Origin of the sequence: Sphingobacterium sp. 18053 (assembly GCF_902706145.1) — a bacterium.
In the GTDB taxonomy this organism is placed as follows: Bacteria; Bacteroidota; Bacteroidia; order Sphingobacteriales; family Sphingobacteriaceae; genus Sphingobacterium; species Sphingobacterium paramultivorum.
In genome coordinates this window covers 321,711-334,220 of the sequence record NZ_CACSJW010000005.1, presented here as the reverse complement: position 1 = coordinate 334,220, position 12,510 = coordinate 321,711, and the positions used below count along the sequence as shown (strand labels likewise).

Sequence of the window (12,510 nt, the reverse complement as noted above, 5' to 3'; positions counted from 1 at the left end):
TTATATCATTGTTGAGCCAAATGAACAGCTATGATTTCGTCGATATCATTACATATTCGCTGTATCGGTTTTGTAAAATAGTGCTGTGCGAGCTGTACCTTTTTTTCTTTCCCATTTTCATCCTTATAACGCGCGATCAGGGCGACGTTGATCGTGATAAAGCCATATTGTTTAAGCTTGTGGATACTAAAACCCTGTAGGCTCTCCAGTGGAATGGTCACTTCTTTACCCAAAAGTCCCTTACGTGTACGGATCTCCCTATTGTCCATATCAATGATGAAATAGGCTCTAAGCAGGGAAATCATCAAGATAACGACAATACCCAGCATCCACCATTTGAATGAGGATTCAGGCATTTTAATGAAACCTACTAGGGCCATAATGGAAAATATACCAACCAAAGGAACATAGGTTCCTAACTGGGGTTTCATTTTGTATTCATTTCCGTTTCTTTCGAAATTTTTCATGTGTTTATCTCTAATTTAGCTATATTAATATTCCAATCTGCTGATGCGTTATCTGGTATGTTAAATAATCGACTTTAGAGAATATCATTATTGGGTGGTGCATTGCGCTAGATCTTCATTAAATGATTGCATTTTTTTAAGTCTCCAAGTAAATAAAGTTATAAATTTGCTTTAGAAAAAAAAAGGCCATAAAAACCACTGCATTTTTTAATTGTGGATCATTTCATGTGGGTATGATTTCTGAGCTTTTCTATTAAAGCCCTATAGAGGAACTTCCTTATAGGATCTGTCCGAACTATTGAAAAATATTAATGAGTACGATGGACGGTTTATGGAAATAGCATGGATAAGAAAGCGCCGCAATTTATTTTAGACCAAGTCAATTTTAAATATGGATAAAAAGGAAACTGTGAATTATGATTCATTGCAGTATGTCAAATATTATGATTCATTGATTCGTCTGGAAGGATATAATCATAAAGTAGTTGTACCCTACGGTGGGATTGGGGTGCATAATCCACAAATGAATACCGTAGTTAGGTATGAGCCAGGTGATGGAGGTATACTTACCCCTGCCAGCCTGCTTCTCCATATAATTTTGATTATTTATTTCTTTGTTAAGATTGTGAAAAATATTTTTAAACTTAAAAATAAACCGAAATATGATGGATAAACTAGCTTTTTTGAATGATTGGGCTCAAATCATCCTCATATTTATATTTATTGTATATGTATGCTTAGAATTATTGATTTATATACGAAATACGCTGAAAAATAGGTAGTGGTGGAGTTATGGAAAGTCAGCACAATAAACATCGTAAGAAATAAACTTCCGTAACATAGCATTATGAAAATAATTCTACTTTTAAATATTGCCTTATTAGGTATTTTATCTTCATGTCAATCCGTTGAAAAATGCGAAGATTCAATATGTTTAAAAACAGCGATTAGAAAAACGGGGAATGATTATCTTGTAAGGTTGGAGTTCAAATCAAAAATGGATACAATATTAAAATTAGATCAGCGAATGTTTGCAACTGGCTGTCCTGATTATTGGGAAGACCCGACCGTATTTTATAAAACCAAGAATCCAGATGCATTAAAACATAACCAAATTATTATTGAAAATACAGATGATCAAATTAGGTTATTGTCAAGACAGTTTTATCCAGAAGGAAAGCAAGTACCGACTGTACTGCCAAACTGCGCATTTTTAGAGGAATTCAAATTGGAATTGAAAAAGGACAGTATTATTTCATATCGATTTACTGTAGGAAAGGACGATTTGAGAGTTTCGACCGCAGATAGGAAGGTGAAATTGCACCTATATCTAAAAAATAAGGGAAATGGAAGAATTATAACGTCAAGCAATTGGATCAAAATAAATTCTTATCGTTCTGAATAACTTGATAGCATATTATTTTTAAAAGGATTAAGCATGTTCAAATTTTATCAAACCATAGTGATTCTAATTTTATTGAGCGGTTTCTTTGCCTCTTGCGACTTCATCGCTGCTGGAAGTAATTTAATGGCCGAACGGTATGAATTTGATGTAACGCAGGATTCTCTTATTAAAAAGATAACAGCTTATAATAACATGACTCTCCAGGATTCATTATTTAAAATCGGCACGGACAGTCCTTATTTTTACGAAGGTTATGTTAATGATGAGAAAAATAATGATATCTACTGGGTATTAATTCCGGTTCCAACGGAATCTCCAACCGAATTATTGCTTCTTTCTGTAGAAAATAAACAATCGGGAGAAAGAAAACATGTTAATAACAAACCTGAAAATGAAGCGGAGATCCGTGATAGAAAAATCGCTATAGACAACTTTAAAAACAGGGTATTGGATAATCTGGGATTGCAGTACAAACATACCGGTAACGCGATGAACAAGGTTTACTAAATAAAGGTCTTATGAACAATGAAGAATTAATTTCGTCAACTATTCTTTGGAAAAAACATCCAGAAATTGGGTATTACTATTACAACGAAGAATACGACAAGCTGATTCTATTGCGGATGAATAATTTTCCTGAAGAGCCACTTTATACACTAATCAATGGGCTTGACATCACAGATCTGGAAGATAAACCGACTGGATGGAATTTGGAAAGGCATTAATCCAAGCATAATTATGGAAAGTTAGGACAATAAACATCGTAAGAAATAAACTTCCGTAACATAGCATTATGAAAATATGTTTAAAAATGGGCAATCTGAAATGAAAAAAACGAAACAGATTCTACATTGGTTGCTAGCCAGCATGATGAGTTGCCTGCTGCTTATATCAAGCTGCAATGGACCTGTTGTTGAAAATAAAAAGATAGACAGCGCATCTAGGACAGACAGTGCTTATATTAAAGTTATCTTTGAAGATGGACTTATCCAAGATGACAAGTTTAGCTTTTCAACTTTTCAACAAAATATATTTGATTACGATGCTGTTGCAAAGGTCCATGATAAACTATTAGATAGTGCCGAATGGAACAAGTTGTATAAAACGATAGTAAATAAATATCGAACCCAGGGAGATACCATTAATCGCGATGACAATAAAATGTATCCCTATGGAGACTATAAAATTTACCTGATTACTTCTAAAGACGATATCTTATTGATTAATAATGATAACGATATTTTTTATAAGAGCAAAAACGGCATCATCACGTTTCGGGATAAGGATTTTGGAGATAAAATCAGATCGCTGATTGACTATTACAATTATTTTGAGAAGATCGACCGGATCTATTTATCCGGAAATTCAGCATTTTTGGATAAACATAAATATGAGGCGATAAAAAATCCACCAAGTCCACCAAAAACTTATTATGAAGTCGATGTAAAATATAAATAGGAACGTATGGGATTGCGATTGTTACTTCTAGTTTGTGTATCAGCTTTTTTTTGTAGTTGTCATCCTGACGACAAGAAAACGGCTTCTATAGATCCTCGCCCTAATGAAGTTAGCTTTTCTAGAGAAGACGCAGAAACATTGCACAAATCCGCAAGCATTAGGACGTTTGTTTTAAGCGATAGTAGTGAATTTTTTTACGATCGAAATGATCTACTTTTTGTATACGGAAAAACAAAGGGGAATAGACTTTTTATGGGGCGCTTACTGTGGTTTAGAAACTATTTTAAGGAAAATATGGATACCGAGATAAGTTTCTCGCAATTTCTTAATGATCTTTTAACGAATCCGCAAGATGAAGCTTTTATAGCCGAAATAGTTGATAAATATAGGATTTTTAATCAAGATTTAGCAGTATTAAAATACGTTGACCAACCTATTTCAGAATCTATTGAACGATTTACGTACCATATCCGTGGATCGGTTATCTTGCGTTTGAAAGGTGAGTTTCAAAGTCCACTTGATACAAAATATTCTATTGCTTATCTATTTTATTTAAATGGTTTTTCACTTGACGAAGATGATTATGAGCCGAATAGTTTTTTTGTTCCGTTGAACAAAAATAATTAAATGAAAAGGTTATCCTTAAGGATGTGAATTTATGAATTCAATCTGATTTTTTAGAATAACCTACTGTAAAGCATGTTATTATTATATTAGGGACATTTGTTTAAAGTTGGTAAAAATAGACCCAAAGGAATAATATACGATCTGATGATTGATCAACAAGAGATATAAAAATGTACAAAAATATTTGGCTTGCTTTAGTTGAAATCGAAGCAAAAGACGGTTAAATATTTCATGATCTCCTTGATCATGAAGAAGAACTCGAAGAGCAGTATATAGGTGCTTGGGGAAATGTCTTGGTTAATTGCGAAAGGATAAATCAAGTGCCTGACATCATTGAAAAAGGGTTGAATGAAAAGGGAATGACGGTTTTGTTTATTGACAAAATCGAAAATATGGAATCGCTGATAAAAGCAGAGCAAGTTGTAAAACAGGTGATTGGTGAAGCTGATTGGCTTTTGAACTCCAATTATATATTTATGATAAGTGATAAGCTTTTTCCATATACTGAGCGCATATAAAAAGCGCTATCTAATCAATATCAAAAAATCAGATGCATGGATACTGATGATATATATAAGAATACTGTATTGGCACGCAAATAGATTTTAACATGAATACCTTTTCTCTAATGTTTCTAGTGAACAGATGACAGCTCTCGTAGGCGAGAAACAAATACGGCCTAACATAATTATGGAGATTTAGGACTATAAACATCGTATACAGTAGACTTCCATAACGAATTGAAATTTCATTTTAGCATGTATAGTATAATGAATCGTTTTTTACTTGTTTTTAGTGTATTTATGGGTACGTTGATCCTATCCTGTACCGGGAATAATGAAAAGCAATCAATAGAAAATATACAGGGAAGCTGGGGTTTCGATACGGCAACCCTGCCCGATATTGGTTCGGGAAGAGTGATTTCAAAAATCCGTGATAATTGTGGTTTTGAATTTCGTATGGATTCATGTAATATGAGCTGTGCATTTTATCGAAAAAGCGAGTCGAATGTTTGCGATGGTATGACGACAGGATTCCGTACCAATTTTGATATTAAAAAAGATTCTTTACGGATTTGGGATGTTGAACGAAAGAGCTGGCATATCTACCTGATAAAAAATCTGACAAAAGACAGCCTGATATTATTTGATCAAAATATGAACTATGATGTCGCATATTGCAGACCTTCGAGTTCAAAAAATAATAGTTTTGATGGAATATTTTTTTCTAAAGTATTTGTAGGTGTTGGGTACACATGTGTTGATGAATCATTTTATTTTGATAGACACGGCAATTACTATTATCAAAATAGTGAGGATGAACTTTCAGCTTATCGATTTAATCAGAAAATGGTCGATCGCATATTTGATGCATATGATCGTTTGGATGTCGGCTCTTTAAAGTCTGAATATATTGGCGGAGGCACAGGCCCATCTTTACACTATTCCATATCATTTATTAGAAACGGTACAGTAATCAAACGTGTAATAGATCATCAAAATACGGGCCCTGATGAGCTTTTGCAGGCTTACATAGTTATGATTAGTAACTTAAAGAAATATAAGGCAGAAAAAGTTAATGTCGATCACAAAATGTCGAAATTAGCTCGAGAAGAGAGCCAGATTTTCTATCAAAAGATGGGGTTAAAAAAGAGGGGATTAAAATAGTTGTTTTTTTTGACTAACTTTTCTTTAAAAATTTCGATCGGATCGCTGGCAGATAAGGCCAGGTTACAAAAATAGCCAGTACGACGGAGACTTTTAAAATGATGACTAAGGACTGAAGTAAGACTGACCCTCTGAAGTTAAAAATATCCAGGGGCATAAATAATTTTGGTTCAGCTCGTTCATTGAGCAGTATCTTGTAATTTTTGGCACCGATATATTCCTGCACTTGTTTTTGCAGCGCTAGATTATAAGTAGCAATATCGTTTTCGGTATTCCAGACGTCTCCCGAATATCGGATGACTGCTTTTGGTGCATATACCTGTTCTTCGCGAAGGTCGACGTTATATGCATAATGAATGGTGGCTGTAGAAGCTTTATCAGTGCGTTTGGCAGTCGGTAGCCATTCGATTTTATAATCGATAATTCTACCCTCTGTTTCTGTCCAGTTGGGGTGAAAAAAACGAAAGCTCTGATATTGAAAATTGGGTAAGCAGTTGTAGATCAATGCTCCGGTCAAAAATACAGGAAAAGAAAATATAACAAATCTTTTACTGAAAATTTTGCGGTCAAAAATAAATATATAGAGGAGTGGGGACAGGATTCCCGTAAAAATAATGACCGGAGCTTCACTAAAATACAGGACTATCAGATATACAAAAGGCAAAAGAAAGTGAAGAGCAAATTTTTCTGTCAATTTCTGTTTCTTATATGTATTGTTTCTCTTTCGATTGCTCATTAAATAAAGTAGGTGCTGTAGTGTTTTGCGTGCAAACTTACTAAATAACCCAAAAAACCCACAATGAATATTAGGGCGAGAAAACTAATTATGAAAAACCTATTTAAAATTATAGCGTGCCTAGTCATCCTCCTCCAGCTCGTACTTTTGGTCGAAAAAGGCAATGATTTGATAAACTATGATGGATATTTAGGACTTCCAAAAGGTTCCTACGGCTACCCCGTTCCATATCACAGTATAGTGTCAATATGCTGTCTAATCACATTATTTACTATAAATATGCTGATCTTAATCATTAAGAAGAAGAGTTTTTTTTATCATACCTCAATTGCGTTTACGACAATATATATGTTAATTATTGGATCTGATCTTTATTTGCATAGATACTCATATCCAGTCCTTTTTAAAGAAATCTTATGCGTTTCTTTAATAGCCTTGATTTTTACTTTATTGATCCCTAGATTTAACGATCTAAATGCAAAGTTAAATGTATATAAGCTAATCCTAATTCTAATGCTCACTTTTAGTATTTTGATGTTTTTGCTTTGGTTCCGAATTATAGGATAATATATAGCTATGATTATGGGGCTAGGTTTTATGATTCGGTGCCGAGACAGATGTAGTTTGGTTGACAGTTTATAAAAAGTAAGAAGGTTATGAAATTTAAAGTTCGATTTCCAGCTCCTTATCAAGTTATCGATGTATATGATGATAACCTTGATGTCAACATTATTTTAGAGAATGATGAGGTTTATTTTGGAACATTGTTTACGTTGACTAATATCGATAAACTGATGGAGAAAAATCGTGAAATTTATTTTTGGTCTACAGATATGCTTATTGTAAAAGAGCTCTCTTACCAGGGGATTCATGCAGCTCTTCAAGCTATATTAAATGAGGGCTATTTTTTCTCCGTTTTCAGTAAGATAGGTGTGGTCAAGGATATTTATTCGCATTTGGAGTGGAAACATTTTTCGGATGTAGTATCGGAGATAAAGGTGCAAATCATTAAATGAAACTAGTGAAACAAGGCGCAATGCTGCTAGACGAGCCTTGGTTTATTAAACTTATTAGATGATTGAATTATCGGTGGGGACCAATTTAATTGAAAAATAAATTTAGTTGCTTGTAGGAAGCAAAGGTATGATTAATAGAATGTTACAGTTAGATTTTGTGCTGTCAAAATGGTTTGCAGGAAAGAGGAAGACAGAAAATGTAGTTCCCGGGCTAGCTTATTTATTCTTAAGTAAAGTAATCTATTTAGGGGAAGTATTTGTCTTTTTATTTTTAAAATTAGTAGGTGTTAAAGAGCCTATCTTTATGGCATTTGGTATTATGATCTATAGTCTATTAGTCATTTTAATTGGCCGTTCACCCATTGAACAAACCGTGAGAAATCCTGTATTTGAGAAATACTATAAAAGTTTAAGTAAATCGCAGGTCTATGTAAAAAGAACAATTGCTCTTTTCACTTTAATTGTGAGTTTCTTTTTTATGATAATTGGCTCAATTATGATCGAGAGAATAAAATTTTGAAAATAAAAATTTACAGCACTAAAGCGTCTATTTACTTCAATTTAATTGATGATATAGTTTTTAGGGTTGAGAGACTAGATATGAAAAAAACGACATGCATACTCTTGTTGTTGTTGTTGTTAAAAAGAGAACCAAGTTCATGTGACTATTTATCCGTACTTATGTAAACATGAAATTAGAAGACCAAATTTTAGTCAATCGGTTTGGACAAGGTTTGATTGCAATTGATCAATTAACAACTAGTTTTAGATTACTTGAATTGATGACGAAAAAGAAATTTCTAAACGAACTTCTTTTTCTAATTATGCAGTCAAAACCGGAGGAAGGAGATATTGAACCCGCGATTATAAAAAGTGATTTAAAGTCCACTTTTACCCCCTGCGTTCTACTTAAAAGAGGAGTTGCAAACCATAATTTGAAAAAAATTATAAATCTGCCGGAATATGAGTTAACAAAAGCATTTGTGCTGCTTTTAAATTTATTTAAAGTAGCTTATGAGAGAAGATTTATTGATGAAAAAGACAATTCTCACAAATGGTGGTATTGGGATTTGTCTGATCATGAAAAGCTTGAGAAGATAATGGTATCTGAAGGAAGGAGGGTATGAAGTTGGGCTCGAATAAATCAGCCGAGGGTTATGTCTGTTCTATTAAAATTGGGAAAATAATGAGATTTATGAGAGGAAGCGCATTTATTTGCATGGTCGTCGTAATTTTTACAGTTTCTTGTAATAGTACCCCTAAAGATCATGTTTTGGTTGAGGCCGTAACAGTCAATAGTGATATGTTTGGTGCTTCGGATTACGCTATTGAAATACGAGAAGACTCCTCATATCGGGTAATTGATTATTCCCTAGGTCTTGATTCTGTTACGTTGGAATTAATAGATCCTAAAGAAAATTCGCTATTGTTGGCAGATAATACTGTTAAGGGTAAAACTAGAATAGATGGAAATACTTTCTTCTTTAATCCTGGTTTTAGACAGGTTGATAAGGCTTTACTAAAAAATGGCTTTATGGATTTATATATAGGGGATAGTTTTTTTAGGAGGCTACGGTTACAAAAAGGGAATACCTATAGTATAAATTATTTCGATCAAAAGAGGTTTCATGATTATGCAATTTTCAATGCTCCAAAGGATTCTGTTTTTGATAATAGTTATAATCTGAATCAAAGAGATTTAATTTTTATTGATTCTGTTCTAACGTCAATTTTGAAAAATAAAGAGGGTAATAATGCATTTTACAAACAATTGAAAGTTTATAGTAATTCGGATAGTGTACTTGTTGACGTAAATATCTTCTTAAAGAATAATAAATCTCTTAAGGATTTTTTTAGGTACTATCCTATAATTTCTTTTGATTCGCCCACATATGAAGGTACCTATGGGAAATTAGAAATTAATCTTTCAAAACGCACTTTTTCCGAATTAATAATGTCTGATGACTTTTGATTTTTAAAATTCAAGGCAAAAATACTGTCAGACTAACATTGCCATTAAATTAAACGACTGTAATATGGATTTTGAAGAAATAAATAGAGTTTTGTTTTTTACATTAAATGATATCTGCCCGATTGCGACAAGTAGAATATCAATGATGTCAATAGATGATCGGTATGCGGGATACCCATTTCTACGTTTCAGATTTAAGGAAAAAGATAAAAATGATGTTATATATAGCAAAATCAGGGATGCTGTAAAAGATTTTAAAGGGCTGTTGTCATGGGAAATGATAACCTTTGATGATGTGCCAAATTATTTGATTTTGCCTACTTATGTTTATAGTGAGGGAAGGCCAGCGAGCGGTGATTTAAATGAGCATTTAGTAGCAAAATATGGAGAAAATTTATATCGAAAAATGATTGATCAAGCTATTGTTGATATTCCAAATTTAGCAAAAGAAATTAAAGATAAATTTCATGAACAATAATTGTATCGCGTGTAATTTGGAATGAATAATTTCGAATGTTAGCCCAACAATTATCTTTTGGGCTAACTTTAAAAATGTTTAATCATTCATCTCATCATAATAGACGTCTGTCTTGTTAAGGATCTGCTGTACCTGTTCGTACTGTTTTTTGCTAAGCCCTGTATCGTTCAAAAAGAAGAGACCGCTCCATTTTATTTTTTTGACAGAAGCCAAAAATGGTTCCCATTGAAGGGGATTATTTGTAAATGGTACAAACACCAGTTTGGGATTATTGTACAATGCGGCGGGGAAGCTTGTAAATTGATTGAAAGAAAAATTGGCCTTTTCTAGTTTCTTTAATGCAGCAATAGATTTTGGCAGTGTCGATAGCCCCGCATGTTCTATGCCGAGTTCTTTTAGTTCGGGCAACTGCGCAAATAGATCAGGCAGATATGTCAGCTTGGTCTCACCTTTATAATTGCCCGAAAGGTATAGGAAAGACAGCTTGTTCAAACTAAAAATTTCTTTGGGAAAAGTGCTGAACAGATTCCCGTTAAGCCCGAGCTGTTTTAAGTTTTTGAGTTGTGCAAAGGTTGAAGGCAAACCCGTCAAGGGATTATTGCAGTCGAATTCTTCCAACGCTGTCAAATTGGAAATACTTGCGGGAAGTATACTGAGATTATTTCTGCTTAACGCGATCTTTTTAAGTTTAGGATGGGCGGCTGTGATTTCAGGAAATGTGCTGATGTCTAGATTGCTAATTTCCAGTGACTCCATTTGATTGCCTTCGTCCATAATCTTTTGCAGGATTTCGCTGCTGAGCTTCTTTCCGGAGATGGAAGAACCCAGGGATAAGGTTTTTACCTGAGCAAGGTCTGTGCTTACTAATTCCTCCAGTTTCTCCAGATTGAGTTCTTGCCCATCCGTCTTTTTGATGCGCACCTGATCTGCCGCCCGCATGGGCATGGATATCATAACAGGCATGCTTTCCGAAGTACCTGCCTGTTCGATCACTTTTGGTGGCTCGGGGATAGGTTTCACCACTGGTGGCGGGCCCTGTTTTTTCTTTTTCTTTTGCGCCGAGACGCTTAACGTAAGTAAGGATAGACTGAATACGATAATATATTTTTTCATGTGTGTGCTTTGTCTTTTGTCGTTGAAGCAAAGATGCACATTTTAAGACTGCTCTTTTCTGTGGATTTATATCCGATCGCTTTGGCTTACGATTCGTTGCACCTGGATGAATAATGGTTTGGGCTTCGTTGTGAATCGTAAAAGCTCCCTGATAATTTAATGATCAGGGAGCTTATTGTTAAAGGGAGTAAGACGATTGGTGAAATAGGCGCTGGGCTATTTCGTTTCGATCTTGTATACGTAAATCGGGATTTCTGGGTCTTTGACAGTGGGTAAAGACAGCTGTAGGACATCTCTTCCTTGTGTCCATTTCACCTTTGAGGAACTGCCGAGAAGCGCTAAACTTTTGATGTAGAGGCTGCTTTTTGCAAGTTCCGGGATGTCGATCGTGGCCGTTGAAGGACTACGCACAAAAAGATAAACACTTTTCCCTTTCTGCGTAAAGCGGTAGTCTGACACGATTTCTTTCGACGTTGCATCATTCACAGCATCTTTCATACTGGCTTTATCCTTTTCGGTTGCTTTATTGTCCGACGGCAAGGTATGCAGGGCTTGTTTGACTCCGCTCCAGACCGTGGTGCCGTAAATCGCTTCACCATTGGTTTTCATCCAGCTTCCTATAGCATGTAGGTTTTCCTGGCTTTCGACTGGCCAGGTACCATCGCCTTTGGGGCCTACATTGAGCAGCAGGTTGCCCCCCTTGCTCACGACTTCAATAAGGTTGCGGACCAGCAGCTCGGGGCTTTTCCATTTTGTGTCATGTCTATTGTAACCCCAATTTTCACTCATCGTGATGCAGGCTTCCCAGTTCTTCCGTGCAGTAGAAACCAGCGACTGCTCAACAACAGCATAATCGCCAAGCCCATTGCCTATCCGGCTGTTGATGATACAGTCGGGCTGAATGGAATGGATCAGATCTTTGATTTCCTGACTTTGTTTTTTGGTGATCAGCTCGGGAGTATCAAACCAGATAATACCGATAGGACCATACTGTGTCAGCAATTCGCGCAGCTGCGGTTTTACCTTATTTTCGACGTATTTGTTGAGGTCTTTGGCATCTTCGTCGGGATAATCCCAGGTATTGCTGCGCCCGGCTTTGACAGGCCAGTTGGTGGGTACATCGGGGTTCTCCCAGTCGCGGCCAAGGGAATAATAGAAGCAGAGCTTGAGACCGTATTTCTTACAGGCCACGGCGAGCTCCTTCATCGGATCTTTTGCCCAAGGGCTGCGCTTGACGATGTTATAGTCGCTGACGGCTGAGTTATACATCGCAAATCCATCATGGTGTTTGGCTGTGATCACCAGGTATTTCATGCCGGCATCGTGGGCCATCTGAGCCCAACGGTCGGCATCAAAGTCTGTTGGATTAAACTGATCGGCGATCTTTGCATAGGTCTTGACGGGTATGCGTTCGTAGAGCATAAAATGCTCGCCGCCTTTGGTGGGATGGCCATTCCAGTCGCCCGCAGTCTGGGAATAGAGCCCCCAGTGCAAAAACAGACCGAATTTACTGTCGGTAAACCAAGGAGCGGGCTGGCCCGACACTTTTAATGCCATGAAGGATAGTACCA

The 12,510-nt window shown here is 35.7% G+C and carries 16 protein-coding genes; 12 read left to right on the top strand and 4 right to left on the bottom strand.

Translation table 11 applies throughout. From position 1 onward, the window contains the following. Positions 1-5: 5 nt before the first annotated feature. Positions 6-467, bottom strand: a complete 462-nt coding sequence (locus GVK91_RS13860; protein WP_159729420.1) for a hypothetical protein — start codon at positions 465-467, stop codon at positions 6-8. 391 nt (positions 468-858) lie between these two features. Between GVK91_RS13860 and GVK91_RS13855 the strand changes: the two genes are divergently transcribed. The 7 genes from GVK91_RS13855 (at position 859) to GVK91_RS13825 (ending at position 5,624) form a co-directional block, all read left to right on the top strand. Then, positions 859-1,140, top strand: coding sequence for a hypothetical protein (locus GVK91_RS13855; RefSeq protein ID WP_159729418.1), 282 nt, complete (start codon positions 859-861; stop codon positions 1,138-1,140). A gap of 174 nt (positions 1,141-1,314) precedes the next feature. Further along, on the top strand, positions 1,315-1,872 hold the full coding sequence (locus GVK91_RS13850; protein WP_159729416.1) for a hypothetical protein: 558 nt from the start codon (positions 1,315-1,317) through the stop codon (positions 1,870-1,872). Between the two features lie 33 nt (positions 1,873-1,905). Then, positions 1,906-2,379, top strand: coding sequence for a hypothetical protein (locus GVK91_RS13845; RefSeq protein ID WP_153846666.1), 474 nt, complete (start codon positions 1,906-1,908; stop codon positions 2,377-2,379). An 11-nt stretch (positions 2,380-2,390) separates the two neighbouring features. Further along, a complete protein-coding gene (locus GVK91_RS13840; RefSeq protein ID WP_153846667.1) occupies positions 2,391-2,597 on the top strand; it encodes a hypothetical protein in 207 nt (68 codons plus the stop codon). 100 nt (positions 2,598-2,697) lie between these two features. After that, positions 2,698-3,330, top strand: a complete 633-nt coding sequence (locus GVK91_RS13835) for a hypothetical protein (protein WP_153846668.1) — start codon at positions 2,698-2,700, stop codon at positions 3,328-3,330. A 6-nt stretch (positions 3,331-3,336) separates the two neighbouring features. Next, positions 3,337-3,957, top strand: a complete 621-nt coding sequence (locus GVK91_RS13830) for a hypothetical protein (RefSeq protein WP_153846669.1) — start codon at positions 3,337-3,339, stop codon at positions 3,955-3,957. Between the two features lie 770 nt (positions 3,958-4,727). After that, positions 4,728-5,624 (top strand): hypothetical protein, encoded by an 897-nt coding sequence (locus tag GVK91_RS13825; protein ID WP_153846670.1) that lies wholly within the window; start codon positions 4,728-4,730, stop codon positions 5,622-5,624. 13 nt (positions 5,625-5,637) lie between these two features. Here GVK91_RS13825 and GVK91_RS13820 read toward each other — a convergent pair whose 3' ends face one another. Next, positions 5,638-6,360: a hypothetical protein gene (locus GVK91_RS13820; protein WP_159729414.1), complete on the bottom strand. Its 723-nt coding sequence runs from the start codon at positions 6,358-6,360 to the stop codon at positions 5,638-5,640. A 656-nt stretch (positions 6,361-7,016) separates the two neighbouring features. Between GVK91_RS13820 and GVK91_RS13815 the strand changes: the two genes are divergently transcribed. The 5 genes from GVK91_RS13815 (at position 7,017) to GVK91_RS13795 (ending at position 9,826) form a co-directional block, all read left to right on the top strand. Then, on the top strand, positions 7,017-7,376 hold the full coding sequence (locus tag GVK91_RS13815) for a hypothetical protein (RefSeq protein WP_159729412.1): 360 nt from the start codon (positions 7,017-7,019) through the stop codon (positions 7,374-7,376). A 139-nt stretch (positions 7,377-7,515) separates the two neighbouring features. Continuing rightward, positions 7,516-7,896 (top strand): hypothetical protein, encoded by a 381-nt coding sequence (locus GVK91_RS13810; RefSeq protein WP_159729410.1) that lies wholly within the window; start codon positions 7,516-7,518, stop codon positions 7,894-7,896. 169 nt (positions 7,897-8,065) lie between these two features. Further along, entirely contained in the window at positions 8,066-8,503 is a 438-nt protein-coding gene (locus GVK91_RS13805) for a DUF5958 family protein (RefSeq protein ID WP_159729408.1), read from the top strand. A 68-nt stretch (positions 8,504-8,571) separates the two neighbouring features. After that, the gene (locus GVK91_RS13800) at positions 8,572-9,348 is read left to right on the top strand and encodes a hypothetical protein (protein ID WP_159729406.1); all 777 of its coding nucleotides are present in this window, start codon (positions 8,572-8,574) and stop codon (positions 9,346-9,348) included. Between the two features lie 64 nt (positions 9,349-9,412). Then, entirely contained in the window at positions 9,413-9,826 is a 414-nt protein-coding gene (locus tag GVK91_RS13795; protein ID WP_159729404.1) for a hypothetical protein, read from the top strand. Between the two features lie 78 nt (positions 9,827-9,904). Here GVK91_RS13795 and GVK91_RS13790 read toward each other — a convergent pair whose 3' ends face one another. Beyond that, the gene (locus GVK91_RS13790) at positions 9,905-10,939 is read right to left on the bottom strand and encodes a leucine-rich repeat domain-containing protein (RefSeq protein WP_159729402.1); all 1,035 of its coding nucleotides are present in this window, start codon (positions 10,937-10,939) and stop codon (positions 9,905-9,907) included. A gap of 216 nt (positions 10,940-11,155) precedes the next feature. Further along, positions 11,156-12,496: an alpha-L-fucosidase gene (locus tag GVK91_RS13785; protein WP_159729400.1), complete on the bottom strand. Its 1,341-nt coding sequence runs from the start codon at positions 12,494-12,496 to the stop codon at positions 11,156-11,158. Positions 12,497-12,510: the final 14 nt, after the last annotated feature.